The 25,354-nt window shown below is 58.8% G+C and carries 25 protein-coding genes; 21 read left to right on the forward strand and 4 right to left on the reverse strand.

The window, feature by feature from the left end:
* The first annotated feature begins 80 nt into the window (after nt 1-80).
* The 3 genes from D3791_RS13555 (at nt 81) to D3791_RS13565 (ending at nt 3,413) form a co-directional block, all read left to right on the forward strand.
* Complete coding sequence (locus D3791_RS13555; protein WP_028268674.1) at nt 81-1,124, forward strand: substrate-binding domain-containing protein; 1,044 nt, start codon at nt 81-83, stop codon at nt 1,122-1,124.
* A gap of 91 nt (nt 1,125-1,215) precedes the next feature.
* Nucleotides 1,216-2,364, forward strand: a complete 1,149-nt coding sequence (locus tag D3791_RS13560; protein WP_022875873.1) for a Gfo/Idh/MocA family protein — start codon at nt 1,216-1,218, stop codon at nt 2,362-2,364.
* Nucleotides 2,365-2,411: 47 nt separating this feature from the next.
* Nucleotides 2,412-3,413, forward strand: a complete 1,002-nt coding sequence (locus tag D3791_RS13565; protein ID WP_172512980.1) for a sugar phosphate isomerase/epimerase family protein — start codon at nt 2,412-2,414, stop codon at nt 3,411-3,413.
* A gap of 128 nt (nt 3,414-3,541) precedes the next feature.
* Here D3791_RS13565 and D3791_RS13570 read toward each other — a convergent pair whose 3' ends face one another.
* On the reverse strand, nt 3,542-4,723 hold the full coding sequence (locus D3791_RS13570; protein ID WP_172512517.1) for a heparan-alpha-glucosaminide N-acetyltransferase domain-containing protein: 1,182 nt from the start codon (nt 4,721-4,723) through the stop codon (nt 3,542-3,544).
* Between the two features lie 67 nt (nt 4,724-4,790).
* Between D3791_RS13570 and dapA the strand changes: the two genes are divergently transcribed.
* Both dapA and D3791_RS13580 read left to right on the forward strand, forming a co-directional pair.
* Nucleotides 4,791-5,702, forward strand: a complete 912-nt coding sequence (dapA, locus tag D3791_RS13575; RefSeq protein ID WP_061954736.1) for a 4-hydroxy-tetrahydrodipicolinate synthase — start codon at nt 4,791-4,793, stop codon at nt 5,700-5,702.
* Nucleotides 5,703-5,721: 19 nt separating this feature from the next.
* On the forward strand, nt 5,722-7,428 hold the full coding sequence (locus D3791_RS13580; protein ID WP_172512518.1) for a ribonuclease J: 1,707 nt from the start codon (nt 5,722-5,724) through the stop codon (nt 7,426-7,428).
* Nucleotides 7,429-7,489: 61 nt separating this feature from the next.
* On the opposite strand, the gene D3791_RS13585 is transcribed toward D3791_RS13580, so the two are convergent.
* The gene (locus D3791_RS13585; protein ID WP_172512519.1) at nt 7,490-7,846 is read right to left on the reverse strand and encodes a hypothetical protein; all 357 of its coding nucleotides are present in this window, start codon (nt 7,844-7,846) and stop codon (nt 7,490-7,492) included.
* Between the two features lie 166 nt (nt 7,847-8,012).
* Here D3791_RS13585 and D3791_RS13590 point away from each other — a divergent pair, with 166 nt between their 5' ends.
* The 13 genes from D3791_RS13590 (at nt 8,013) to D3791_RS13650 (ending at nt 20,432) form a co-directional block, all read left to right on the forward strand.
* Entirely contained in the window at nt 8,013-8,837 is an 825-nt protein-coding gene (locus D3791_RS13590; protein ID WP_172512520.1) for an ABC transporter ATP-binding protein, read from the forward strand.
* On the forward strand, nt 8,837-9,523 hold the full coding sequence (locus D3791_RS13595) for an ABC transporter permease (RefSeq protein WP_172512521.1): 687 nt from the start codon (nt 8,837-8,839) through the stop codon (nt 9,521-9,523). The genes D3791_RS13590 and D3791_RS13595 overlap by 1 nt, the downstream gene beginning before the upstream one ends.
* Nucleotides 9,520-10,251 (forward strand): ABC transporter permease, encoded by a 732-nt coding sequence (locus D3791_RS13600; protein WP_172512522.1) that lies wholly within the window; start codon nt 9,520-9,522, stop codon nt 10,249-10,251. The genes D3791_RS13595 and D3791_RS13600 overlap by 4 nt, the downstream gene beginning before the upstream one ends.
* Nucleotides 10,248-11,150: an ABC transporter substrate-binding protein gene (locus D3791_RS13605; RefSeq protein WP_172512523.1), complete on the forward strand. Its 903-nt coding sequence runs from the start codon at nt 10,248-10,250 to the stop codon at nt 11,148-11,150. The genes D3791_RS13600 and D3791_RS13605 overlap by 4 nt, the downstream gene beginning before the upstream one ends.
* 166 nt (nt 11,151-11,316) lie before the next feature.
* Entirely contained in the window at nt 11,317-12,717 is a 1,401-nt protein-coding gene (gene mtr, locus D3791_RS13610; protein ID WP_172512524.1) for a mycothione reductase, read from the forward strand.
* A 154-nt stretch (nt 12,718-12,871) separates the two neighbouring features.
* The gene (locus D3791_RS13615; RefSeq protein WP_152485545.1) at nt 12,872-13,123 is read left to right on the forward strand and encodes a hypothetical protein; all 252 of its coding nucleotides are present in this window, start codon (nt 12,872-12,874) and stop codon (nt 13,121-13,123) included.
* A gap of 99 nt (nt 13,124-13,222) precedes the next feature.
* A complete protein-coding gene (locus D3791_RS13620; RefSeq protein ID WP_172512525.1) occupies nt 13,223-16,219 on the forward strand; it encodes an FtsK/SpoIIIE family DNA translocase in 2,997 nt (998 codons plus the stop codon).
* Nucleotides 16,220-16,224: 5 nt separating this feature from the next.
* Entirely contained in the window at nt 16,225-16,827 is a 603-nt protein-coding gene (gene pgsA / locus D3791_RS13625; protein WP_172512526.1) for a CDP-diacylglycerol--glycerol-3-phosphate 3-phosphatidyltransferase, read from the forward strand.
* A 10-nt stretch (nt 16,828-16,837) separates the two neighbouring features.
* Complete coding sequence (locus tag D3791_RS13630) at nt 16,838-17,323, forward strand: nicotinamide-nucleotide amidohydrolase family protein (RefSeq protein ID WP_022875859.1); 486 nt, start codon at nt 16,838-16,840, stop codon at nt 17,321-17,323.
* Nucleotides 17,324-17,518: 195 nt separating this feature from the next.
* On the forward strand, nt 17,519-17,932 hold the full coding sequence (locus D3791_RS13635) for a helix-turn-helix domain-containing protein (RefSeq protein ID WP_022875858.1): 414 nt from the start codon (nt 17,519-17,521) through the stop codon (nt 17,930-17,932).
* A 113-nt stretch (nt 17,933-18,045) separates the two neighbouring features.
* Entirely contained in the window at nt 18,046-18,270 is a 225-nt protein-coding gene (locus tag D3791_RS13640; RefSeq protein ID WP_022875857.1) for a DUF3046 domain-containing protein, read from the forward strand.
* Nucleotides 18,271-18,510: 240 nt separating this feature from the next.
* Complete coding sequence (recA, locus tag D3791_RS13645; protein WP_022875856.1) at nt 18,511-19,563, forward strand: recombinase RecA; 1,053 nt, start codon at nt 18,511-18,513, stop codon at nt 19,561-19,563.
* Nucleotides 19,564-19,661: 98 nt separating this feature from the next.
* The gene (locus D3791_RS13650) at nt 19,662-20,432 is read left to right on the forward strand and encodes a regulatory protein RecX (protein ID WP_022875855.1); all 771 of its coding nucleotides are present in this window, start codon (nt 19,662-19,664) and stop codon (nt 20,430-20,432) included.
* Here D3791_RS13650 and D3791_RS13655 read toward each other — a convergent pair.
* A complete protein-coding gene (locus D3791_RS13655; RefSeq protein ID WP_022875854.1) occupies nt 20,429-20,734 on the reverse strand; it encodes a hypothetical protein in 306 nt (101 codons plus the stop codon). The two genes, D3791_RS13650 and D3791_RS13655, sit on opposite strands and share 4 nt — an antisense overlap.
* Nucleotides 20,735-20,902: 168 nt before the next feature.
* Here D3791_RS13655 and miaB point away from each other — a divergent pair, with 168 nt between their 5' ends.
* Genes miaB through dapF form a run of 3 tightly spaced genes read left to right on the forward strand, consistent with a single transcriptional unit; the run spans nt 20,903 to nt 24,307 of the window.
* Entirely contained in the window at nt 20,903-22,432 is a 1,530-nt protein-coding gene (gene miaB, locus D3791_RS13660) for a tRNA (N6-isopentenyl adenosine(37)-C2)-methylthiotransferase MiaB (RefSeq protein ID WP_172512527.1), read from the forward strand.
* 4 nt (nt 22,433-22,436) lie between these two features.
* Nucleotides 22,437-23,345, forward strand: a complete 909-nt coding sequence (gene miaA, locus D3791_RS13665; protein WP_022875852.1) for a tRNA (adenosine(37)-N6)-dimethylallyltransferase MiaA — start codon at nt 22,437-22,439, stop codon at nt 23,343-23,345.
* 26 nt (nt 23,346-23,371) lie between these two features.
* The gene (gene dapF / locus D3791_RS13670; protein ID WP_022875851.1) at nt 23,372-24,307 is read left to right on the forward strand and encodes a diaminopimelate epimerase; all 936 of its coding nucleotides are present in this window, start codon (nt 23,372-23,374) and stop codon (nt 24,305-24,307) included.
* A gap of 67 nt (nt 24,308-24,374) precedes the next feature.
* On the opposite strand, the gene D3791_RS13675 is transcribed toward dapF, so the two are convergent.
* The gene (locus D3791_RS13675) at nt 24,375-24,980 is read right to left on the reverse strand and encodes a class I SAM-dependent methyltransferase (protein ID WP_172512528.1); all 606 of its coding nucleotides are present in this window, start codon (nt 24,978-24,980) and stop codon (nt 24,375-24,377) included.
* Between the last annotated feature and the right edge of the window lie 374 nt (nt 24,981-25,354).

Consider the following 25,354-nt stretch of genomic DNA (forward strand, 5'->3'; position numbering starts at 1 on the left):
ACAATAGTCACGCTCGCAAGTGCCCGAAAAGGTCGGTCTGCACAAGGCGGCGCTGCACCTAACTCACTGAGGAGATAGACATGTTTGCAGTTCGTTCTGGACGGAAAATGCTCGTCACGACTGGCGCCTTCCTAGCGGCTGGCGCACTGATCACCGGTTGCTCGTCGGGATCAAGCGACTCAAGTGCTCAGCCTTCTAATGCTTCGAGCGAAGGAAATGCGGCGGCCGGCGAAGAAGTCGTCATTGGTTTCTCCGGCCCTGCGGCCGACCACGGTTGGCTCGGTGCCATCAACTCTGCCGCCATCGCGCAGGGCGATTCGCTGGAAGACGTGGATCTGCGTGTTGCTGAAGGAACGAATGACGCGAACCTCCAGATCAGCCAGGTCGAGCAGTTCATCAATGACAAAGTCGACGCTATTGTTCTGTTGCCTACGGACGGCGCCGCGTTGACAGCAGTTGCCACCAAAGCGATGGAGGCTGGAATCCCGGTAATCAACGTGGACCGTGAGTTCTCCAGTCCTGCTGCTGCACGCACCACCATTCTGGGTGACAACTACGGCATGGGACGGAGCGCCGGTGAATACATTTGCGAGCGACTCGGGGACAAGCCAGACGCAATCGTTGCAGAGATTCCAGGCGTCGACTCGTTGCCGCTGACTCAGGAACGCAGCAAGGGCTTTGAAGAAGCGCTGAAGACCTGCGGCCTGGATGTAGACAACCGCGTTCCTGCGGACTTCACCGTTGCTGGCGGTGAAGCTGCTGCCGCACAGCTGTTGTCGGCGGCACCAAAAATCGATGCCATCTGGAATCACGACGATGATCAGGGACACGGCGTGCTGGCTGCAATCGATAGCGCCGGACGTGATGAGTTCTTCATGGTTGGCGGTGCTGGTTCCAAGAACGCAATGGAGCTGATCAAGGGTGGCGACTCGGTACTGGAAGCCACCGTGCTTTACCCATCCACCCAAGCTGCTGACGGCGTACGGCTTGCACGCCTGATTGCACAGAACAAGGCGATGAGTGACCTTGTAGAGGTGGAAGCGCCTAAGCGCATCGTATTGAACGCGCCGGTCGTTACTTCGGAGAATGTCGATCAGTATCTGCCGACGGCATTCACCTCCTAGCCAGTAAGTATTTGAGTTCGGGGCAACGCGCAAAATTCATCACGCTGCCCCGAACCGGACCCCCATAGATATCCTTCGCAGGAGGAAACACATGCCCAAGCAAAAACCAGCCCTGAAAATTGCCCTCATTGGGCACGGATTTATGGGTGCGGCGCATTCTCAAGGATGGCGAGTCGCCCCGAGGTTTTTTGACTTACCCTTGCAACCAGAAATGACCTTGTTGGTAGGTCGCCAAGCTGCCGGTGTCGAAGCGGCCGCGGAAAAATGGGGCTGGGCTGAAACGTCTACGGATTGGCGCACAGCCATTGAACGGGACGACATTGACGTGGTGGACATCGTCACCCCCGGAAATTCTCACGCCGAAATTGCCATTGCAGCCCTGGCCGCTGGCAAGCACGTACTTTGCGAAAAGCCTTTGGCCAATACCCTGGCTGAGGCGGAAGTGATGGCAGCCGCTGCGCGCAGTGCAGGCAGTGGCATTAAAGCGATGGTCGGATTTACCTACCGTAGGGTGCCAGCGGCAACCTTCGCGCGCGAGCTAGTGACTTCGGGAGCGATTGGCGAGGTGCGTCAAGTTCGGGCCGCTTACTTGCAGGATTGGTTGTACGATGCCAGCTCGCCGCTGACGTGGCGGTTGCAAAAGGAACACGCTGGCACGGGTGCCCTGGGGGACATTGGTGCGCACGCGGTGGACCTTTCGCAATTCATTACAGGACAAAAAATCGTGGGTGTGAGCGGCCTGATGCAGACCTTTGTCCATGAACGTCCATTGCTCGAAGATCCTTCACAGCATGGCGAAGTCAGCGTGGACGATGCAGCTGCCTTTACTGCACGCTTTGACGGGGGAGCGCTTGGCACCTTTGAAGCAACCCGTATGGCGACTGGGCGCAAGAATTCGCTGCGGATTGAAGTATCGGGTTCCAAAGGCGCTATTTCCTTCGACCTTGAAAACTACAATTCGCTGGGCTATTACGACGCAACGGCCGTGAGCACTCGTCAAGGATTTGCCCAAATCATGGTCACCGAGGAAGAACACCCATATATCTCCGCGTGGTGGCCTACTGGACACACGCTGGGATATGAGCACGGTTTCGTTCATCAAGCAAAAGATTTCATCGAAGCTATCGGAGAGGGGCAACAACCGACTCCTTCCTTTGAGGACGGACATCAGGTGCAGCGAGTCCTGGATGCGGTCCAGCAAAGTGCGGCTAACGACAGCATATGGACGGCCACCGCGTAAACCAGCGCGTTACAGACAGATCGAATCCAAAGTTTAGGAGTCCTGAGGTGACACATAATTTCACACTTTTCACAGGCCAGTGGGCCGACCTGCCACTGGAAGAAGTAGCTCGGCTTGCTTCTGAGTGGGGCTATGACGGTTTGGAGATCGCGGTCTCCGGAGAGCACCTTGACGCTTGGCGTTGGGATGATGACGAGTACATCTCAGAACGATTGGGCATATTAGAAAAATACGGTTTGAAAGTATGGACCATTTCTAATCATCTCAAGGGCCAGGCTGTGTGCGACAACCCGATTGACTTCCGCCATCAGGCAATCGTTGGCGATCGGGTTTGGGGCGACGGCGATGCTGAAGGAGTACGCCAGCGAGCCGCCGAGGAAATGAAAAATACCGCTCGGCTGGCGCAACGACTAGGTGTTGATACCGTCGTCGGTTTCACCGGATCTTCAATTTGGCAATATGTGGCGATGTTCCCGCCAGTGCCAGCTGAAGTGATCGATGCTGGCTACAAAGATTTCGCTGATCGATGGAATCCGATTCTTGACGTATTTGACGAGTGTGGCGTGAGATTTGCGCATGAGGTGCATCCCTCGGAGATTGCTTACGACTACTGGTCTACGGTGAAAACTCTTGAAGCCATCGGTCATCGCGAAGCATTCGGATTGAACTGGGATCCCAGCCATATGGTGTGGCAAGGGATCGATACCGTTGGATTCATCTCCGACTTTGCCGACCGGATCTATCACGTAGATTGCAAGGACACCCGAATGCGGATGGGCAATGGCCGCAATGGTGGTTTGGGATCGCACCTGCCCTGGGGCGATCCTCGACGTGGTTGGGACTTCGTCTCCGCGGGACGCGGTGATGTGCCATGGGAGGATGCGTTTAGGGCACTGACAGCAATCGGCTACGACGGTCCAATTTCTATCGAATGGGAAGACGCCGGCATGGATCGGCTTTATGGAGCTCCACAGGCTTTGGCCGCGCTGAAACAGTTGGATTTCCCTGCATCGTCGACTTCATTTGATGCGGCCTTCAAGCAAGACTGAGAAATTCGCATGGCTGATCCGCTGGAACCCGGTATCCAAATACAAATTGGGTACCGGGATCCAGCGGATTTTTGCGTTCGCCGCAGCTAAACAGGGGGTACTCGTCTTCAGATGCGGTTTTTCCGCGGCTAGTTTCCGCCAGCCAGATTAGTGGAGCCGGGCTTTGCCTCGGCGCCGCTGAGTACTCTGACGCAGAATTCAAGTGGCCCCGATGCCTTGGAAAATCCGAGCCACAGTCCGCAGCAGGCGGTGAGCGCGCACAAGATCCACCAAATCGTTGATGGCTCGAGGAAATTATCCAGCACGGGCAGCAGAACCAAGTGGCCTGCATACAAGGTCAGCGGGGCTCGTCCTGCGCCGGCAAGAACCCGGCCGAGCAGTCCGAGACGGGGCGCGATGAGCAATAGCAGCCCGATAACTGCCACGGCGCAGGCTGCGGCATGCACCGTGGCGAGCAGCCCGTTGCTGTGCCCGGTGGGCAGCCAGAGATATGCGGCATCTGCCAGATATGGGTCGAGGGATTTCCCGGGAAGCCGTCCGGTCGTAATCAGTGTTGGCACGAGGGTCGGGTCCGTTCGGGCGGCAGCGGCGATTTGCTCGACGTGGCCGAGGCTTGTGATGCGACCTGCAACGTAGCTGGCGATCGCCACGAGAGTACCAATCAGTACTAAGACACTTGCTGTTTTCCTGCTTCCCAGATCGCATTTGCCCAGGGCGATACCGAGCAACCCATAGCCAATCCAAACTAGAAGCGGGTAGTAGCCGGTGACGGTCAGATCTTGGAGGAGTAGCGCTGGGTGAAGGATGTCGGCAAAGCTGGGATTGTGTCCTAAAGACTGCCCTAACGCGTCGGCTGCCAACGGGCGCCAAATAATGGGGGAGAGAACCAGCCAAACTGCCGAGACTACCAAAATGGTTGCCCTTGAGAGCCTGAGAGTCAGAGGAAGCAACAGAAATAGTAGCCCATAGTGGACAAGAATGACTGCGATGCCTTCATTTATCGTCCCAATCACCATTCCGAGCACGGCAATAATTAATGCTCTCCGAGCAAGGACTGAGTAAATCTTAGGGTGGGAAAAGCCTTTGCGCGCCAGCGAATTGCTCATCAAAGTCAGCGACAATCCAGCCAGCACCATGAACAAAACCGAAGCCCGTCCAGAAGCTACAGCCCCGGTAAATGTTGGGGAGTAGGCCTCTGGACCGGTGTATTTGTACAGCGGGTAAACATGCGCGGCGAACATTCCCAGGATGGCCACAAGGCGGGCAATATCGACAGCCTGAATGCGTTGCGGCTTCCCCAAAATATGCATGGAAACATCGCACCACGGAAGAGGGGAAGGATGCCATAGCAACATGCGCGAGTGTAGATTTAAAACCATGGCTACAAGTGCAATTGATAATCAGGCATACCCGTTTGGCACCGTGCTCACTGCAATGGTCACCCCCTTCAATGATGCGGGGGAAGTCGACTACGCGCTCGCAGCTAAATTGGCCCAGAAGCTCGTCGACGATGGCTGCGACGGATTGGTCGTCACCGGCACTACCGGCGAGACTTCGACGTTGAGCGACGAAGAGAACATCCAGATGTTCCGCACTGTTGTCGCAGCTGTCGGCGACCGCGCTGCCGTGCTGGCCGGCTCCACCACCAACGACACCCGCCACTCGATCAAGCTCTCGCTCGCAGCGAAGGAAGCTGGCGTTGACGGTGTGCTGTTGACCACCCCGTACTACAACAAGCCAAGCCAGGCTGGCGTGATTGCCCACGTCAAGGCCATCGCTGAAGCTGTCGAACTGCCCATCATGCTCTACGACATTCCAGGTCGCACCGGAATCGCGCTGGCGCCCGAAACGATTATTGAACTCGCCAAGATTCCTCAGGTCATCGCGTTGAAGGACGCCAAGGCCGATTACCAGTCCACCACCACGGTGCTGGCCAACACCGACCTGCACGTGTATTCGGGCGACGATTCGCTGACTTTGCCGCTCATGGCAGCCGGTGCTGTCGGCGTGGTTTCGGTCACGGCTCACGTTGCTGCCGCGAAGTACCGTACGCTTGTTAATGCAATGCATGCAGGTGATTTGGCCACCGCACGCACCACACACTTTGAGCTGGACGCGATCCAGCGCGGCATCATGGGCCACATTCAGGGCGCCGTGGCCGCAAAATATGGACTTCACTGGCAGGGTGTCCTGCCGAACACCGTCGTCCGGCTGCCGCTTGTGGCACCGTCGGACGCAGAGCTCGATGCCATCCGCGCGGACCTACGTGAAGGTGGATGGGATCTGTAACGAAAGGGACTAACTACATATGACTGAGAGTTCAGTAGGTAAGGCCGACTCTGCACGTTTGCAGACGCCGGCTCGGCTGAAGAAGGGGACAATGCGAATTGTTCCCCTCGGCGGCCTGGGCGAAGTCGGCCGAAACATGACCGTCTTCGAACTCAACGGGAAACTGTTGATCGTCGACTGCGGTGTGCTCTTCCCCGAGGAGCACCAGCCTGGCGTGGATCTGATCCTGCCGGACTTCTCGTACATCAAGGACCGCTTGGACGATGTGGTGGGCGTTGTGCTCACCCACGGCCACGAGGACCACATCGGTGCAGTCCCTTACCTGTTGCGCCTGCGCGAAGACATCCCGCTGTATGGGTCGAAGCTGACCTTGGCCTTCGTCGAAGCGAAGCTGGCAGAGCACCGGATCAAGGCCAACACCAACATCGTGGTGGAAGGCGAGATCGCGCAGATCGGCAACTTCGAATGCGAATTTGTCGCCGTGAACCACTCGATCCCTGACGCACTGGCCGTGTTCCTGCGCACCGAAGCCGGCACCGTGCTGCACACCGGCGACTTCAAGATGGACCAGCTGCCGCTTGACGGCCGCATCACCGACCTTCGCCACTTCGCGCGTCTGGGCGAGGAAGGCGTGGACCTGTTCCTGCCTGACTCCACCAACGCCGAAGTGCCTGGCTTCACCGTGGCAGAACGCGAAATTGGCCCAGTGCTCGAAGCCAAGTTCGCTCGCGCCCGCCGCCGCATCATCGTCGCTTCCTTCTCCTCGCACGTTCACCGCGTGCAGCAGGTCCTGGATGCCGCCGCCATGCACGGTCGCAATGTGGCCTTCATCGGCCGCTCGATGGTCCGCAACATGGGCATCGCCGAACGCCTTGGCTACCTGGATATCCCTCAGGGTGTGCTGGTAGATCTCAAGCAGATCGATTCGCTGCCGGACCACAAGGTCGTATTGATGTCCACCGGTTCGCAGGGCGAGCCAATGGCCGCGCTATCGCGCATGGCCAACGGCGAACACAAGGTGCAGATCAACCCGGGGGACACCGTCATCCTGGCCTCCAGCCTGATCCCGGGCAACGAGAACTCGGTCTTCCGCGTGATCAACGGCCTGATGCGCTTGGGCGCCGAGGTCATCCACAAGGGCATGGCCAAGGTCCACGTTTCCGGCCACGCCTCGGCCGGCGAGCTGCTCTACTGCTACAACATCCTTCGCCCGAAGAATGTATTGCCGGTACACGGCGAAACCCGCCACCTGATCGCCAACGGCCGCCTGGCCGCGCAGTCCGGCGTGCCGGAAGAGAACGTGCTGCTGGCAGAAGACGGATCCGTCATCGACATGAAGGACGGCGTTGCCCAGCTCGTTGGCCAGGTAGAATGCGGTTATGTCTACGTTGACGGTTCCAAGGTCGGCACCATCACCGATGACGACCTCAAGGACCGAGTCACCCTGGGCGAGGAAGGCTTCATCTCGGTCATCACCGTGATCAACCGCCAGAACGGCACCATCATCTCCGGCCCGGATATCCACGCCCGCGGCGTGGCCGAAGAAGACTCGGTCTTCAACGAAATCAAGCCGAAGATCGCAGCCGCGATCGTGGAGGCGGTATCGAATAACCCGAACCACACCACGCACCAGCTGCAGCAGATCACGCGCCGTGTGATCGGCTCGTGGGTATCGCGCAAGCTGCGTCGCCGCCCGATGATCGTTCCGGTAGTTCTCGAAGCCTAGGCTTCAACCAAGAATGCCCCAAACCAGGTACCTGGTTTGGGGCATTGCTTGTCTCTGGGCTTTATGCGCTCGCTACGCCCTTGACCAGGCCGAGCAGCCCGGCAAGCTGCGCAGGCCGGTACGGTGCCATGCCAACCTCCTGGCCATCGCAGCCTTGCGGAGCGTTGGCATCCTGCCATTCATCGCACGCGATGCGCTGCAACACGCGACCGGTTTTCACTTCCATTTCGATCACCATTTCCCATTGGGCAGGGACCCAATGGCCCAATACCTTGCCAGTGCCGACTTCCAGCAGCGTCGCGGATTCCCACTCTTCCGTAGGAGCAGGCAGCGACTGGCTTGCTGCAGCGGGCGCGGCAAGTGCCAGCGACGAGGTGAGCAGGGCCGGGGCGAGCATAAGCAGGGCGCGAATCTTCATGGTGATCCTTCAAGTTGGTGATGACGACAATCCGATCCTACTTTTGACCAGTAGATTATTCTTCCGCTGATCATCCAGTTGGTCCGCGTGTTGGTCCTGTCCTTTGTGTCGTGAAGCTGCTTTATGGTGCAGAATTATCTTCAAAGCCATCATGAGGAGTCGGCACGTGATCGAATTCGAAAATATTTCCAAGCACTATCCAGATGGCACCGTTGCGGTCAGCGACTTCAACCTGCAAATCCCCGCCCACAGTTCGACCGTCTTTGTCGGATCCTCCGGTTGCGGCAAGACGACCCTGCTGCGGATGATCAACCGCATGGTGGATCCCAGTGCAGGCGCGGTACGCATCGACGGAGAAGATATCTCGGCTAAGAATGCTGTGGAATTGCGCCGGAGCATTGGCTACGTCATGCAGAATTCGGGGCTGCTCCCGCACTTCACCGTCACAGAGAATATCGCAACAGTCCCGCGCTTGATGGGGGAGTCGAGGAAGTCCACGCGTCGTCGAGCCCTGGAGCTGATGGAGACGGTCGGGCTTTCTGATTCCATGGCCGACAGGTATCCTCACCAGTTATCCGGAGGCCAGCAGCAGCGCGTCGGCGTAGCCCGCGGCTTGGCTTCGGACCCCAATATCCTGCTGATGGATGAGCCTTTTGGTGCAGTGGACCCGATCGTCCGCACCGAACTGCAGAACGAGCTGCTGAGATTGCAGAAGGAACTGGACAAGACGATCGTTTTTGTCACCCACGACATCGACGAAGCGTTCTTGCTGGGGGACCAGGTAGTCATCCTCGCCGCAGGCGCCCAGAAACTGCAAGTGGGCACTCCGAGCGAAATCATAGAGAATCCCGCCAACGATTTTGTCTCTTCCTTCATCGGCGCCGAGCGCGGATCCAGGGCGCTGAGTGTCAAGCAGACGGCGCACGGCCCGGTATTGGTTGACGCCCAGGGCCGCACGCAAGGCCGCCTGGTTGAGGATGGACCGCGTTAATGACCTGGATTTCAGAAAACCTGGCCTTGATTGCTTCACTCTCCATCGAGCACCTGCGCCAGTCGTTGATCGCGATCCTGATCGGGTTCGTGCTGTCCATCCCGCTGGGCTGGATTGCCTGGCGCTACAAATTGGTCGGCGGACCGCTCGTCACGCTGACAGGATTGCTCTACACCATTCCCTCGCTGGCTTTGCTGATGATTCTTCCGGTGATCACCGGAATGAGCGCCATCAGCGAAGCGAACTTGATTATCGCTCTGAGCATCTATGCGGTGGCCATCATGGTCCGGGGCGTCGTGGACGGACTGAACTCGGTGGATTCGGCAGCGCGTTCGGCAGCCACTGCCATGGGCTATGGCAACGCTCGCCGCTTCTTCGCCGTGGATCTGCCCTTGGCCGGACCGGTCATCCTGGCGGGGCTTCGAGTGACTGCGGTGAGCACGATTTCGCTAGCCACAGTGGGAATCCTGGTCGGTGTCACGAACCTTGGCTACTTGTTCACCAACGGCCTGCAGCGGCGCATCATCATCGAGGTGTTTTCGGGCCTGATGGCGGTGGCTCTCATTGCCTTGATCGTTGACCTGCTCCTGGTTCTGTTGGGCCGCTGGCTCATGCCCTGGAGCCGGCAAAATCCGCAACAGAAGGCCAGAAGCTCGTCGAACAGTGAGCAGGTGGTTGCCTCATGAACCTACTCGTTGAAGCATTCAAATGGCTATTCGCCCCCGAACAATGGGAAGGCAAAGACGGGCTACATGCGCTGCTGGGGCAGCATCTGCTCTTCACCATGCTCTCGATTGTCATCGCCGGAATCATCGCCATCCCTGTCGGATGGGCCATTGGCCATACCGGCAAGGGGCGCGAGATCGCGGTGGCAGCCGCGGGCGTTGCCCGCGCAGTGCCTTCTTTCGGCCTGCTGATCTTGTTGGTTCTGCTTTTCGGCGTCACCCATAAGCCGGCAGCGGCGCTCGTGGCATTTGTTGTCCTCGCCATACCCTCGTTGCTCGCCGGAGCCTATACCGGATTCGAGGCCATCGATCGAAAAACCGTCGATGCGGCCCGGGCTATGGGAATGACTGAATGGCAGATCTTGTTGAAGGTTGAGATCCCTTTGGGGCTTTCCCTGCTGCTCGGAGGAATTCGGGCGGCGACCTTGCAGGTGGTAGCGACGGTAACGATCGCAGCCTATGTGAACCTCGGGGGACTGGGACTTCCAATCATTACCGGGTTGAACCTGCGCCGATTCGACATGGTGCTCGGTGGCGCATTGATGGTTGCGGTGCTGGCGCTGCTGCTTGATTTGCTACTTGCACTAGCCCAGAAGGCCTCCGTCCCACGTGGACTAGGCTTCTCGAAGACGACAACTAAAAAGCACAAAGCGGATCACTCAAAAGCGGAAGATAAGGAACTGACATGAAAATCAAACAGGTGGCGCGCGCGGCGGCAGTGGCGGCCGCGGGGTCTTTGGCTTTGGCCGGATGCTCCAGCTCGGATCCGCTAGCGACGCAGAGCAGTTCCGAGAAGTCGGGATCCGAAAAAGTCGTTGTGGGTTCGCAGGCCTACTATTCCAACGAGATCGTCGCTGAAATCTACGCGCAGGCTCTTGAGAATTCAGGCTTGGAAGTCGAACGCCAGTTCAACATCGGACAGCGCGATGCCTACATGCCTCAGCTGGAGAATGGCAGCATCAATGTCTTCCCTGAGTACACCGGCAATCTGCTCCAGTTCTTCAAGGAAGATACCAAGGCGCGTTCATCCGAAGATGTCTACAAGGAACTGGAGAAGGAGCTTCCTGAGTCGCTGGCAGTCCTCGATGAGGCTGAAGCTTCTGACCAGGACTCCTACACGGTGACCCGCAAATTTGCGCAGGACAACAACCTGAAGAGCATCGAGGATCTAGCGAAGGCCAAGGACCAGCTGACCCTTGGCGGCCCGCCTGAACTGGCAGAGCGCCCCTACGGGCCGAAGGGCCTGGAGAGCACCTACGGCGTGAAGGCCGAGTTCTCGGCGACCGGTGACACCACGGTGGAAGATCTTGTGGCCGGTACGGTCAACGTGGCCAATGTGTTCACCGCTGATCCACGCATCAAGACCGAAGACCTTGTTGTGCTTGAGGACCCCAAGTCCCTCTTCCTGGCCTCGAATGTCGTTCCGGTGGTCACCGCGGATCAGTCGTCGAAGCTCGGGGAGGTCTTGAACCCGGTCAGCGAAAAGCTCACCGCCCAGGAGCTGATTGACCTGAACGTCCAGAGCACTGTCGATAAGAAGTCGGCTGCTGATATCGCCAAATCGTGGCTCTCGGAGCAGGGCCTCTAGGCACAGCACCGCTGCGATAAGCGATTTTATCCAGCGGCCAGCCACCGGATCAGATACCAGTGGCTGGCCGCTGGATTGCTTTAACACCACCTCAACCCGGCGAATCATTGCCAGGGTGATAACCTCCGGGAAGAGCAATCCGTCACCCTGAAAGGGACTTAGCAAGATGACTTCCACTGCTGTTTCGATAGACAAGCACTACGATTTGATCATTCTCGGCACAGGTTCGGGCAATTCGATTCCCGGCCCCGAATTCGACGACAAATCCATTGCCATCATCGAAAAGGGAACCTTCGGAGGCACTTGCCTCAACGTTGGCTGCATCCCAACCAAGATGTACGTCTATGCCGCCGATACCGCATTGGAAACCCGCGAGGCCTCGCGCTTGGGAATCGATGCCCAAGTGAATTCGGTGGATTGGCCAGGCATCGTCAATCGAGTTTTTGATCAGCGGATCGATCTCATCGCCAGAGGCGGAGAAGAATATCGCCGAGGGGATAAGACCCCGAACATCGACGTTTATGACCAGCATGCCCGGTTCGTCGCCGAGCGGACGCTCAAGACCGGACGGGGAGCGGAAGAGCTGACTATCAGCGCGGATCAGATCGTTCTGGCCGCCGGATCCCGTCCTTTCATCCCCGAAGTGATTGCTGAAAGCGGTGTCCATTTCCATACCAATGAAGACATCATGCGCCTGGCCCGGCAGCCGGAATCGATAGTGATCGTCGGTGGCGGATATATCGCCATGGAATTCGCTCATGTCTTCGAAGCCCTGGGCACCAAGGTGAGCATCATTGCCCGCTCAGAACTGCTGCGCCATCTGGATACCGACCTGCGTGAACCCTTTAATGAGCTGGCCGCGCAACGCTACGATGTGCACCGCGGCAAGAACATCACGGGGGTCAGCCAAGACAGCCACGGGATTACCGTGACACTGGATGATGAATCAACCGTTAGCGCCGAGGTGCTGTTGGTGGCCACAGGGCGCATTCCCAACGGCGACGAACTCGACGTGGAACGCGCCGGCATCAAAGCCGAGGACGGTCGCATCAGCGTTGACGAATTTGGCCGGTCCACCTCTGCCCAGGGCATCTGGGCATTAGGTGATGTCTCATCTCCGTACATGCTCAAGCACGTGGCTAACGCGGAGATGCGCGCAGTGCGGCACAACCTGCTCAACCCGCAGAACATGAAAAAGATGCCACATGACCATGTCCCGGCCGCCGTGTTCACCCATCCGCAAATCGCCTATGTAGGCATGACGGAGGACGAAGCCCGCAAAGCAGGGCATGAGGTCACGGTCAAAGTGCAAAAGTTCGGTGATGTGGCCTACGGCTGGGCCATGGAAGATCAAAGCGGGCTGGCCAAGCTGATCGCTGATAGGAACACTGGCAAACTGCTTGGTGCCCACTACATGGGGCCGCAGGCCTCGACGTTGATCCAGCAGATGATCACGGTGATGGCGTTCGATTTGGATGTGCGCGAAGTCGCCACCGAGCAATACTGGATCCACCCTGCGCTACCGGAAGTCACGGAAAATGCTCTCTTGGGATTGGACTTCTCGTAGCCCCAATTGGATGTGATCAGTTGTAGATCGCGCCTAGCCAACATATGTTTGAGGTGTGGGACTGGAGCCTGCCGGGATCGACGCGACATAACCGCCGCGGCTCGGCGAGCGAAGGTTGCCTGAGAGGCATCGGGGATAAGACCGAGGAGGAAAAATGAAGTTGAACAGTCGTCTTGCCACATGTGCGATGGCCGGCCTCCTGGCCTGTGTGATGGGATTGGCCGCCGTGCCAGCGGCCCAGGCGAGCAACAAGACCTACACCCAACCGGTGGCCAGCGCCGGTACCTGCGCCACCATGGAAACCGCCACCGTCGCGGCTTTCAAGTCATCGGGCTACAAAGTCAGAAAACATGCTTGCCTCAAAAGCGCTGGCGGCTACACTTTGGTGATCGGCTATTCGAAATAGGCCAGCCGCCAATTACGTGATCATTCTCTAGCTCTCGCCAAACCCCGTGCAGACGTGTAAATTCGGGGCGCATACAGCTGTTGGCGATACGCTAGAACTATGGCCCCACGTACTCAGTCTCAGGGGACGAAGAAGCCGGCGACGCGTAAACCCAAGGCGTCCAGCTCTTCGTCCTCCAAGAAAACGCCCGAGAATCCGGAACAGGAACTCGCCCTGCCCTTACGCGCCCTGCGCAGCGTATGGATGGGCATCGCCCGGATTTTTGGTGGCGCCTTCCGCCGCATCGGCGGAACGGTCAGCCCTGACTACGAACTGCGCCGCGACGGCACAGGACTTTTCCTCGCCCTGATCGCCATCACCGTGGCCATCATCGAATGGTGGGGACTGCGCGAATCAGGCTGGTTCGGCCAAGGAGTGCACGCCGTCGTCGGCGGCACCCTGGGCTTCATGGCCGTGCTGCTGCCGGTGATCTTGTTTATCGGGGCCTTCCGGCTCTTCCGCTACCCGGAAGCAGTGACGGCTAATAACCGCATCGGCATCGGCCTGCTGATCATGACGCTCTCCGGCTCATCCATCGCGTCGCTGGCCCAAGGGTCGCCAGCGGTCACCGATGACTTCGAGGTCTTGTGGAATGCCGGCGGCATGGCTGGCTCCATTCTCGGAACACCATTGGGCTTGCTGATCACGGTTCCCGGTGCCATGGCCGTGTTCATCTTCCTGGCATTCATGTCCCTGTTGATTGTCACTGCAACACCATTCACCCAGATTCCACAGCGAATCCGCGCCGGCTACAACCGCCTGCTGGGCCAGGACCCGAATGCGCCCAAGCCTGCACGCCAGAGCGCTCCGGCCGAATTGGATCCGACGCGCGAAGAGCACGACCAGTCCTATCTCTACCCTGAAGACGAGCCAGTAGCGCCCGCGCCGAAAAAGAAGAAGCCAGGATTCTTCGAACGCCGCGCTGCCGCGGCCCGCCAGGTCACCGAGGTCTACGACGTGGACGGCCACGAAAGCTCCGAGCGCCCGGGTGATGTCGCCTACGACAAGGCCGTCATTGAACCAGAAGACTTCTCTGAAGCTTCGACGACCTCGCTGCCGGTCAGCAACCGCAATTCCGGCAAGATCTTCGACGCCGATGAAGCCGCTACCCAGGCCATCGCCCGTCCGGACTTCGATGGCCCCGACGCCACCGAAGCCGCCACCCAGGCCATCCCGGCCGCGTCGACGCCCAAGTCTGCCGGCCCGCCTCCAGGTGTGAAGCGCCCGACCAAGGCCGAAAGCGAAATGGCCGAGATCATGGCCAACATCGGACTGAATGCAGAGCCAGAGGCCACCACCTCCGCCATGGACCAGGTATCCTCGCGGGCCGCCGGCCTCTCGGCCAGCCCGCAGGCACCGATCCCGGCGCGCAGCGAGCAGCTGCAGCTCTCAGGCGACGTCACCTACACCTTGCCAGAAGACAGCTACCTGCCCGCCGGTCCGCCCGCCAAGGAAGCATCGGAAGCCAACCAGGTGGTAGTCGACGCCCTGACCAACACCCTGCAGCAGTTCAAGGTCGACGCCCAGGTCACCGGATTCTCCCGTGGCCCGACGGTGACCCGCTACGAAATCGAGCTGTCTCCGGGCACCAAGGTGGAGAAGGTCACGGCCCTGGCCAAGAACATCTCCTACGCGGTGGCCTCCTCGGACGTTCGCATCCTTTCGCCGATCCCAGGCAAGTCCGCCATCGGCATCGAGATCCCGAACACCGACAAGGAAGTTGTCGCCCTCGGCGACGTGCTGCGCAGCAACAATGCCCGCAAGACCGAACATCCGATGGTGATGGGCGTGGGCAAGGACGTGGAAGGCGGCTTTGTCGTCGCCAATCTGGCCAAGATGCCGCACCTGTTGGTGGCAGGTGCCACCGGTGCAGGTAAGTCCTCGTTCGTGAACTCGATGATCACCTCGATCCTGATGCGCGCCACCCCGGATGAAGTGCGAATGGTCATGGTCGACCCCAAGCGCGTGGAACTCACCGCCTATGAGGGCGTGCCGCACCTGATCACTCCGATCATCACCAACCCCAAGAAGGCCGCCGAAGCCTTGCAGTGGGTGGTCCGCGAAATGGACACCCGCTACGACGATCTGGCGAACTTCGGATACAAGCACATCGACGACTTCAACAAGGCCGTCAAAGCTGGCAAGGTCCATCCGCCTGAGGGCTCGCAGCGCGTGCTCAAGCCGTACCCGTACCTCTTGGTGATCGTGGACGAGCTCGCCGACCTGATGATGGTCGCTCCGCGCGATGTGGAAGAGTCGATCGTTCGCATCACCCAGCTGGCTCGTGCCGCCGGTATCCACCTGGTGCTTGCGACCCAGCGTCCATCGGTGGATGTGGTCACCGGTTTGATCAAGGCCAACGTGCCTTCGCGCATGGCCTTCGCGACCTCTTCGGTCACCGACTCCCGCGTGGTCCTGGACCAGCCGGGCGCCGAAAAGCTGCTGGGCCAGGGTGACGCGCTGTTCCTGCCGATGGGCACCTCCAAGCCGATGCGTGTGCAGGGCGCCTGGGTGACCGAGTCCGAGATCCAGCGCGTGGTCGAACACGTCAAGACACAGCTGGCCCCGGAATACCGGGAAGATGTCATTCCGGCCGCCGAGAAGAAGAAGCAAATCGACGAGGACATCGGAGACGATCTGGACCTGCTGCTGCAGGCCACCGAGCTCGTGGTCACCAGCCAGTTCGGTTCCACCTCGATGCTGCAGCGCAAGCTGCGTGTCGGCTTCGCCAAGGCAGGACGCCTGATGGACTTGATGGAATCGCGCGGAGTGGTGGGCCCTTCCGAGGGTTCCAAGGCCCGCGACGTGCTCATCCAGCCCGATGACCTGCCGATGGTCCTGGCCGCCATGCGCGGCGATGATCCTGCCACCACCGCGCCGTCGGCCACCGAAGCCGCGCTGGTGCAGGAAGCCAATGTGAACCACGCAGATCCGGTGGCCGAGTACGCCGAAGACCTGGTGGCCAAGGATCTGGATGATCGCCCGCAAGCCGTTGACTACTTCGACGGCTCCGACGAACCCGGCGAAGACGCCTGGGACCTGACAGGAAGAAACTAGAACCCATGAGCGAGCAAGCTGGCCACGGCGCCCAGCCACCGGTACCGACGCTGAACATCGCCAATGTGCTCACGACCATCCGCATCATCATGGTGCCCTTCTTCGTCTGGGCGCTGCTGGCCGATGATTCGCAGCAGGGGCTCTGGCGCTGGGTTGCCCTGGTGCTGTTCGTCCTGGCCATGTACACGGACAAGCTGGATGGGGACCTGGCGCGCAGCCGCGGGCTGATCACCAACTTCGGCAAGATCGCCGACCCGATCGCCGATAAGCTGCTCACCGGATCCGCGCTCGTCTGCTTCTCGATCCTGGCGGAGCTTCCATGGTGGGTCACCATCGTGATCCTGGTTCGCGAATGGGGCATCACCCTGCTGCGCGTTGTGGTCATCCGCTATGGGGTCATTGCCGCGAATATGGGCGGCAAGGTCAAGACCGTTCTGCAGTCGGTCGTGATCGGCCTCTACCTGCTTCCGTACACGCAGACCATCGAATGGCTGCACACCGTTGCCTGGTATCTGATGATGCTGACCGTGGCGGTGACGGTGGTGACCGGCGTGGAGTACCTGATCAAGGCCGGCCAGCTGGTCGCCGCTTCCAAGAAGCAGAAGTAGGACCCGGGCCATGATGAAGCCGCAGGCCCCCATCGTCATTGCCGCAGCCATTGAACAGGATGTTCAGCTGGCTACGGCAGAGTCCCTCACTGCTGGGATGATCGCCGCCCGCTTGGCCGAGGTGCCTGGCGCATCGGCCGTGCTGCGTGGGGGAGTTGTCAGCTATTCATCCGATGTGAAGCGGGAGCTGCTCGGCGTTGACGCGCAGCTGCTCGAAGCCCAGGGGTCGGTTGATCCCGAGGTTGCTCGGCAGATGGCGATCGGCGCGCTGCAGGCTTGCGGTGCGGATCTGGCCGTCTCGGCCACGGGAGTTGCCGGACCGGACACACATGACGGCAAGGCTGTCGGGACGGTCTACATCGGCTGGGCCAAGGGCGAAGAATCGGGATCCAAAGTTCATCACTTTGTTGGTGACCGAGCGCAGATTCGCGAGCAAAGCGCCACTGCGGCACTTCAACAGTTGGCTACCATCTTGAATAAAGCTTCTTCACAGTAAGACGCGTAAGACTATTTCTCCCGAGATATTTCGCAAAAATCGTGCTTTATGTGGCATGTGTCGCATTTTTCAGATTAGGCTGAGGATCGGGGAACAAAATCGTATGACCCGCCGTTGTACGAATTACAGGGCCGCAAGGATGGCCCCCGTATTAAACAGATCTTCGAGATGGACCCAGGAGCAAAGGCTAAATTTATGGTCAAGCAACCCGTTACTGTCAATGGTGTTGTCCGTTGGCGCGATATGGGAGAAGCCCATACGGTCCAGCCCGAGAAGGAGGAGCACAAAATGGTAGTACTCCGTCATGAAATCGGCGATGTTCTGCGCGACGTCCGTCAGCGCCAAGGACGAACCCTTCGCGAGGTTTCACATAGCGCCCGAGTTTCCCTCGGATATCTTTCCGAAGTTGAACGCGGTCAGAAAGAAGCATCCTCGGAGCTGCTTTCCTCGATCTGCGTGGCGCTAGAAATTCCCCTGTCCCTGATGCTCCGTGAGGTATCCGAGCGTGTAGCACTGGCTGAAGGTATCGCCATCCCTGATACCGTGCCTACCGACATGGCCAACGAGTTCGCTGACAAGAGCGCCGGAAAGCCATTGGCTTCGGTCTAAGTCCAAAAAAATCTTATGGTGTCCGCTACTCAGTAATCGAGTTTTCCGGATCCGCACAAGGAGCCCACGCTCACCGCGTGGGCTCCTTGCCTATGTCATGGGAGAATAACTAGGTGAAAATCAGCGATTTCTGGCGCAACATGGAGGCCGAGTTCGGGCCGCGGTACTCGCACGTCCTAGCCGACTCCATGGCGCTGACCGAACTTGAGAGCCTTACGCCTTCCGAGGCATTGAACAAGGGCATCAAGCCCAAGCAAATCTGGGAAGCGCTATGCCGCGCCCAGGATGTTCCCGCAGAGCGCTGGCTGGGTGTGGATATCGAACCAAAGGATTCCTAGCCATACAACTCGAAAATTGTGTTTTCGAAACTTCGAAAATGCCGTGTTGGATTTCGAACATCTGTTCGGATATGGTTATCCTAGAAACAACGCAGGAAACTGCACCAAAAACTTAAGCACTGAGATTGTCCACACTGGCGGGCTATCGGGGTCCAAAGTGTCGGTGGACGAGCATACTGTCTACAGCAGGACATAAATCATGAGCAGGTCGCTATCGGCTTGCACGAGCAAAGGTGAACCATGGCAGCAAATAATGATCGAGAAAAGGCACTAGAGGCTGTCCTCGGCCAAATTGACAAGGCCTATGGCAAGGGCTCGGTCATGCGCCTGGGCGATGAAACCCGTGCGCCTATTGAAGTGATCCCAACCGGTTCGGTCGCATTGGATGTCGCTCTGGGAATTGGCGGCCTGCCACGCGGACGTGTCGTAGAAATCTACGGCCCGGAATCTTCGGGTAAGACCACCGTGGCACTGCATGCTGTTGCCAGCGCGCAGAAGGCTGGCGGCGTCGCCGCTTTCATCGATGCTGAGCACGCCTTGGATCCGGAATACGCCAAGAAGCTCGGCGTAGATACCGATGCGCTTCTGGTTTCCCAGCCGGATACCGGTGAACAGGCACTGGAAATCATGGATATGCTCGTAGGCTCCGGCGCGTTGGACATCATCGTTATCGACTCCGTGGCAGCACTGGTACCACGTGCCGAAATCGAAGGCGAAATGGGCGATAGCCACGTCGGTCTTCAGGCTCGACTGATGTCGCAGGCTCTGCGCAAGATCACCGGTCGCCTGTCGGCATCCAAGACCACTGCGATCTTCATCAACCAGCTGCGTGAAAAGATCGGCGTCTTCTTCGGCAGCCCTGAGACCACCACCGGTGGTAAGGCCCTGAAGTTCTACGCTTCGGTTCGTATCGATATTCGCCGCATTGAAACCCTGAAAGAGGGCACCAACCCAGTGGGTAACCGTACCCGCTGCAAGGTCGTCAAGAACAAGATGGCTCCTCCTTTCAAGCAGGCTGAATTCGACATCCTCTACGGTCACGGAATCTCGCGCGAAGGCTCGCTGATCGACATGGGTGTTGAGCATAACCTGGTCAAGAAGTCCGGTGCATGGTTCACCTACGATGGAGACCAGCTGGGCCAGGGCAAGGAAAATGCCCGTCGCTTCCTGCGCGATAACCCAGACCTGTCTGACGAACTCGAGCGTCAGATCTTGCAGAAGCTTGGCGTCCTGCCAAAGGACGAAGTTGAAGAAGACGAGACAGAACTGCGAGTTGTCGAGGGCGACAAGTAGTGTCCTCAAACTTCCAACGACGTAGCGTCCGCCCCGGAAACAAATCCGGGTCGGACGCTACGTCCGTTTCGAAAGAGTTTCAAGGAAGCTTTGACGATATGCCGGATTGGGCGAAGCCTGATCCACAAGAAATGCAGGACCGCGGTGAAAAGCCGAGAAGCGGTGGATCAACCGAATCGAGACTTCCTGAACGCGGTAATCGCCGCATCATCATTCCTGCGCCGGCAGAGAGCAAAAAGCCGGAGAGCGTTGATGAACTGCGCGCGGCGATGGAACGCATCGTTGCCGCTCCGGCCCCAGAGAAGCCCTCGAAAAAGGAACGACGCGAGGCGCGCGAAGCTCGCAAGGTTGCCCGGGAATCTGGGGAGACTGAAGAGCTGACCGACGAGCAATGGCGTGAGAAGGCACGAGGCATCCTGCTGCGCCAGCTCACCGCAAGCGATAAGACCGCAAAGCAGCTCAAAGACAAGCTGCTGGAAAAAGACTGCCCGGAGGATATCGCCGACGAAGTCATCGAGCGATATGCAGAAATCAACCTCGTTGATGACCAGCGTTTTGCCAAGTCCTGGGTCGTCACCCGGGCCCGCTCTCGAGGACTCGCTCGCGGGGCCATCAAACACGAACTGCGTTCCAAAGGCGTAGACGATGAGCTCGCGGCCGAGGCCCTGGAGCAAATTGATGATGAAGCCGAGGAGCAGCGAGCCCGGGAGCTGGTGCGCGCCAAGCTTCGCCCGGAATCAATGGGAGCGGACCGGGATAAGGCCCTGCGCCGCTTGGTCGGAATGCTTGGGCGCAAAGGCTATAACGGTTCCATGGCGTTCAAGGTAGCCCGTGAGGAATGGGAAGAGCGATTCAGGTCTGTTGACTAGCGGTTCTTCCGGCCTCGTGTTGGCCCCTTGCCCAACCGGAACAGCCAGTCGTCGAGACTTTGGTATACCCATAGGCAGATCGCGGCAATTCCAACTAATGCAGAACCCACGCCAACGTTGAAAAGCAGATCATCTGTTTTGTAATCAATTGGCGGGATGACGCCGATGATGATCGGAATGGCAAAAAGGAATAGGGCAGTGAGCGAAGCCATCCACCAGTGGAATACCTTCATTGAGTGCGACAGGGGAAGCGAAGCCCGCTTTGAAGGCTTGCTGGCTTGTCCTCCAGAGTTTTCTCCCATGGGGCGGTGCAATCCTTTGAATCGTCAACAGGTGGAACAACTCGACTCTATCGGAAATTGTCGACGACAAGCATGGGTTTATCCACGAGCATCAGGCTCCGATAGGAAAGCATTCTCCCTAGGGTTGCCTACATTTCAGCTCCTTGGAAATTTCGGTAATCTTGGAGGGTGACTGAGCAACAAACCGTGAGCAACCCGGCAACTGAAGAATCGTCGCGTACCTATGAAGTACGCACCTTCGGCTGCCAGATGAACGTCCATGATTCCGAACGCCTTTCGGGCCTTTTGGAAGACGCTGGACTAAGCCGCAAGCCCGAAGAGCTCAATGATGACGTCGCTGACGTCGTCGTCTTCAACACCTGCGCCGTTCGGGAAAACGCGGATAACAAGCTCTACGGAAACCTCGGCATACTCAAGAACATCAAAGCCGAACGCCCCGGGATGCAGATCGCAGTCGGAGGCTGCCTGGCGCAGAAAGACCGCGACACCATCTTGAAAAAGGCCCCTTGGGTCGATGTGGTCTTCGGTACCCACAACATCGGTTCATTGCCTACCTTGCTGGCACGTTCCGAGCACAACAAGAAGGCAGAACTCGAGATCCTCGAGTCCCTGGATGTCTTCCCATCGACGTTGCCAACACGACGCGAGTCGGTATACGCGGGTTGGGTATCCATCTCGGTGGGCTGCAACAACACCTGCACTTTCTGCATCGTCCCGTCCTTGCGAGGCAAGGAACGAGACCGCCGTCCCGGCGAGATCCTGGCTGAGATCCAAGCGCTGGTAGATGACGGCGCCATCGAAGTAACCCTGCTGGGTCAGAACGTGAACTCATACGGCGTTGAATTCGGCGACCGCCTGGCCTTCGGCAAGCTCCTGCGCGCGTGCGGCGAAATCGAAGGGCTCGAACGCGTTCGCTTCACCAGCCCGCACCCGGCTGCATTCACCGACGACGTCATCGAGGCCATGGCCGAAACGCCCAACGTGATGCCACAGCTGCACATGCCATTGCAGTCCGGCTCCGACAAGGTACTCAAGGAAATGCGTCGCTCCTACCGTTCCAAGAAGTTCCTCGGAATCCTGGACAAGGTGCGAGAACGCATTCCCCACGCCGCGATCACCACCGACATCATTGTCGGTTTCCCCGGAGAAACCGAAGAAGACTTCCAAGCGACCTTGGACGTCGTTGAGGCGTCGCGCTTCTCCTCGGCATTCACCTTCCAGTACTCCAAACGCCCGGGGACTCCCGCGGCCAGCCTTGAAGATCAACTGCCAAAAGCTGTCGTCCAAAAACGCTATGAGCGTCTTACCGCATTGCAGGATCGTATCGCCAAGGAAGAAAACGCGAAGCAACTGGGACGCACCGTGGAGGTCATGGTGACAGAACAGTCCGGGCGCAAGGCTGAGGAAACCCATCGCCTCGCTGGCCGTGCGCAGGATCAGCGGCTCGTGCACTTCTCTGTGCCTGAGGGCGCTGAAACGCCGCGACCAGGCGATCTGGTGACTTTGCCGGTGACTGAAGTTGCGGCCTTCCACCTCATCTCGGATCCAAGCATTGACCAATACTCGTTGCGCCGTTCCCGCGCCGGCGATGCGTGGGACCGATCCCAGGCAGAAAGCTGTGGCGTTCCAACTCCAGGCGCCAGCAACGCGGCGGGACGAACGAACCTTGGCATGCCGACCCTCAAGGTGCGCAGCTAACCCGATGACCGCTACTAATTTGCCGGTCATCGCCATCGTCGGACCCACCGGAACCGGTAAATCGGACCTGGCAATTGCACTGGCCCAGGAACTGGGCGGGGAAATCGTCAATTCCGATGCACTGCAGTTCTATCGCGGAATGGATATCGGTACGGCGAAACTGCCGGTTTCCGAACGCGGGGGCGTAGAGCATCATTTGATGGACATCCTGGACATTACGGAAGAGGCTTCAGTCGCTGCCTTCCAGGAGCAAGCGCGAGCACAATTCAGCCGCATTCGTGCCCGAGGCAAAGTGCCGGTTATGGTTGGCGGGTCAGGGCTCTATGTCCGCGCAGCGCTGGACGTCATCGATTTTCCGCCTACTGATCCGGCCGTCAGGAAGAGGCTGGAAGCAGAAGTGGAGCAGCAGGGCGATGGGGAGCTTCGCCGCCGCCTCGCCGCTGTGGACCCGGAGTCGGCGGCACGCAACCTGGATTTGCGCCGAGCCATCAGGGCGCTGGAGGTCTATGAAATCTCCGCGCGTCCGTTCAGCTCCTACATGCCACAGCGCGAGTACATCGCCCCGGCACTGCAGATCGGACTAAATTATGATCGCCCCGCGTTGCATGAAGCATTGGAAGCACGTGTGTACAAAATGGATGCGATGGGCTTGGCTGAAGAAGTAGCCGGATTGCTCGAACGCGGCTTGCGCGACGGCAAGACAGCCTCGCGTGCCATTGGATACCAGCAGTACACAGATTATCTAGACGGGACCGTTACCAGGGCTGAAGCCATCAGCCAGACGGTGATAGCTACCAGGAAATTTGCCCGACGCCAGATCACATGGTTCAACGCAGACCCACGGGTCAGCTGGTTGAACCCCACCGAGCCGGACCTCATTGGCAAGGCACTTGCCTTGATCGGCAAGTCGTAAGAGGAACCACCATGCAAGGAGCATCGATGTACAGCACCGAACTGGGCCAATTGGCGGGACAGACCTTCGCCAAGGGACACGCCACCGGAAACGACTTCGTTTTGATAGCGGACCCGGAAGCCGCGGTGGAGCTAACCGCTGAGCAGGTCGCAGCGCTGTGCCATCGACGCTTCGGCATTGGCGGCGACGGGCTCATCCGCGCAGTTCCGACCGCCAAAGTGCCCGGATACGAACAGCAGGTGACCGAGAATCCTGAGGCCTACTGGTTCATGGACTACCGCAACAGCGATGGGTCCATCGCCGAAATGTGCGGCAATGGGGTGCGCGCCTTCGCCCATTTCCTGATTGCTGAAGGCCTCGTGGATCTTCAGATTGGCCAGAGCATCTTCATCGGGAGCCGCGCTGGTATCAAGACCATCACCCGGCTTGTCGAAGGCTACGCGGTGAATCTGGGGCCGTGGGGACTGATCTTCGAGGACAAGGCAGAAGCAGACTCCATCGATTCCATGGTCAAGCCTCGTGGCTGGGAGCAAGCCGTTCCAGCCTTGAGCATCACCATGGGCAACCCGCACACGGTAGTAGCCCTGCCCGATCTCGACATGCTCGAAAGCCTTGACCTGTTTGTCGAACCAGAAGTCGCGCCCAAGCCGGCGAACGGCACCAACGTCGAGTTCGTGGTTCCCAATGAGCCCCTGATCGAAGAAGACGGCGTGGCACAGGTGACGATGCGCGTTCACGAACGTGGCGTAGGGGAGACGCTGTCCTGCGGTACTGGTGCCTGTGCGGCAGCTGCGGCCGTTCGCTATTGGGCCCGCGGCACTGCGCTGATCAACCAGTGGGCCGTGTCGGTTCCAGGCGGTGTGGTCGGCGTTGAATTCCGCGCCAACGAACGCGGTGGCGAAGACACGATCCTTTCGGGTCCCGCGGAGTTAGTGGCTCGTGGCGTTATTGGCTCCAAATAGCAGGCAGAACCAAAAACTGCAGGCATCTGTCCTCTGGACGGATGCCTGCAGTCGTCTAAAAGGTGAACTAAGCGGGGCGCGAAACCTTCAACACGCGGAAGGCCTTGGCCGTGGCCTCACGCGTTACGGACCAATCGGAGGGAAGCTGGTCGATCAGCCATTTCTGCAGCGAATCACTTCCCAGATTCTTTTGCACGACCAGCCATGCTTCTCCGCCGGCTGCAAGTCGAGGCAGCCAAAGCATCAGCAGCTCGTGCAAGGCTTCCTTGCCGATGCGGATGGGCGGATTGGACCAGATCGTATCGAATTCGAGTTCTGCATCCACGGAATCGGGGGTCCCGACAACGACGTTGTCCAGGCCCAGACGCCGAGCATTGAGCCGAGTCAACTCGATGGAACGTTCATTGACATCGACTCCATGGACCGTAGACGCCGGCGACTGCTTAGCGGCAGTCAAGGTGATGGGACCCCAACCGCACCCGATATCCAATACCCGTCCGCGGGGCGTCGGTACATGCTGCAGCAACACCGCGGTGCCCTTATCCAAACCGGCCGGCGAGAAAATCCCTGCGGCAGTTTCAACCTTGCGTACCGTGCCGTTGAGTTCTACGTCGATAGTGCGTCGTTCGTCTGCCGAAGCCGGGCTGGCGGTGAAGTAGTGATCCGAGGTCATAGCCAAAGTTTATCCTTGTGCATCCCGAGGCCAAAGACCAGTGCAATCAACGTGAGCAAAGCGATATAGGAAGCTAAGGCCATGACTGATAGAATTTTCCCTATGACTTTCGTTTTCGTCTAATCCGTAACCGCCGTGGTTACCACGAGATCTTCTGCGCCGGCGCGCCATTTTGCCGTGCCCGCCTTGAAAGATCCATAGGCAGCGAAGTCATTTTTAGTTTCTGCAAGTCGTGCATCACACACTTGCCATTCGCCTTTGCTCCTCGGTAACCCCGCATTCACCTGCCTGCCTGTAGTTTTGAGCGCCGTCAAAAGGACCACGAATGTTTGATGAACCGACTGAACCCCATCGCGTCACGTCGCCAACTGGGG

It is taken from the genome of Glutamicibacter mishrai (genome assembly GCF_012221945.1).
Taxonomy (GTDB): Bacteria; Actinomycetota; Actinomycetes; order Actinomycetales; family Micrococcaceae; genus Glutamicibacter; species Glutamicibacter mishrai.

Coding starts and splice junctions, on each gene's coding strand:
- D3791_RS13555 (WP_028268674.1), top strand. CDS start 81: ATGTTTGCAGTTCGTTCTGGACGGAAAATGCTCGTCACGACTGGCGCC.
- D3791_RS13560 (WP_022875873.1), top strand. CDS start 1,216: ATGCCCAAGCAAAAACCAGCCCTGAAAATTGCCCTCATTGGGCACGGA.
- D3791_RS13570 (WP_172512517.1), bottom strand. CDS start 4,723: ATGCATATTTTGGGGAAGCCGCAACGCATTCAGGCTGTCGATATTGCC.
- dapA (WP_061954736.1), top strand. CDS start 4,791: ATGGCTACAAGTGCAATTGATAATCAGGCATACCCGTTTGGCACCGTG.
- D3791_RS13580 (WP_172512518.1), top strand. CDS start 5,722: ATGACTGAGAGTTCAGTAGGTAAGGCCGACTCTGCACGTTTGCAGACG.
- D3791_RS13585 (WP_172512519.1), bottom strand. CDS start 7,846: ATGAAGATTCGCGCCCTGCTTATGCTCGCCCCGGCCCTGCTCACCTCG.
- D3791_RS13595 (WP_172512521.1), top strand. CDS start 8,837: ATGACCTGGATTTCAGAAAACCTGGCCTTGATTGCTTCACTCTCCATC.
- D3791_RS13600 (WP_172512522.1), top strand. CDS start 9,520: ATGAACCTACTCGTTGAAGCATTCAAATGGCTATTCGCCCCCGAACAA.
- D3791_RS13605 (WP_172512523.1), top strand. CDS start 10,248: ATGAAAATCAAACAGGTGGCGCGCGCGGCGGCAGTGGCGGCCGCGGGG.
- mtr (WP_172512524.1), top strand. CDS start 11,317: ATGACTTCCACTGCTGTTTCGATAGACAAGCACTACGATTTGATCATT.
- D3791_RS13615 (WP_152485545.1), top strand. CDS start 12,872: ATGAAGTTGAACAGTCGTCTTGCCACATGTGCGATGGCCGGCCTCCTG.
- D3791_RS13620 (WP_172512525.1), top strand. CDS start 13,223: ATGGCCCCACGTACTCAGTCTCAGGGGACGAAGAAGCCGGCGACGCGT.
- pgsA (WP_172512526.1), top strand. CDS start 16,225: ATGAGCGAGCAAGCTGGCCACGGCGCCCAGCCACCGGTACCGACGCTG.
- D3791_RS13630 (WP_022875859.1), top strand. CDS start 16,838: ATGATGAAGCCGCAGGCCCCCATCGTCATTGCCGCAGCCATTGAACAG.
- D3791_RS13635 (WP_022875858.1), top strand. CDS start 17,519: ATGGTCAAGCAACCCGTTACTGTCAATGGTGTTGTCCGTTGGCGCGAT.
- recA (WP_022875856.1), top strand. CDS start 18,511: ATGGCAGCAAATAATGATCGAGAAAAGGCACTAGAGGCTGTCCTCGGC.
- D3791_RS13650 (WP_022875855.1), top strand. CDS start 19,662: ATGCCGGATTGGGCGAAGCCTGATCCACAAGAAATGCAGGACCGCGGT.
- D3791_RS13655 (WP_022875854.1), bottom strand. CDS start 20,734: ATGGGAGAAAACTCTGGAGGACAAGCCAGCAAGCCTTCAAAGCGGGCT.
- miaA (WP_022875852.1), top strand. CDS start 22,437: ATGACCGCTACTAATTTGCCGGTCATCGCCATCGTCGGACCCACCGGA.
- dapF (WP_022875851.1), top strand. CDS start 23,372: ATGTACAGCACCGAACTGGGCCAATTGGCGGGACAGACCTTCGCCAAG.
- D3791_RS13675 (WP_172512528.1), bottom strand. CDS start 24,980: ATGACCTCGGATCACTACTTCACCGCCAGCCCGGCTTCGGCAGACGAA.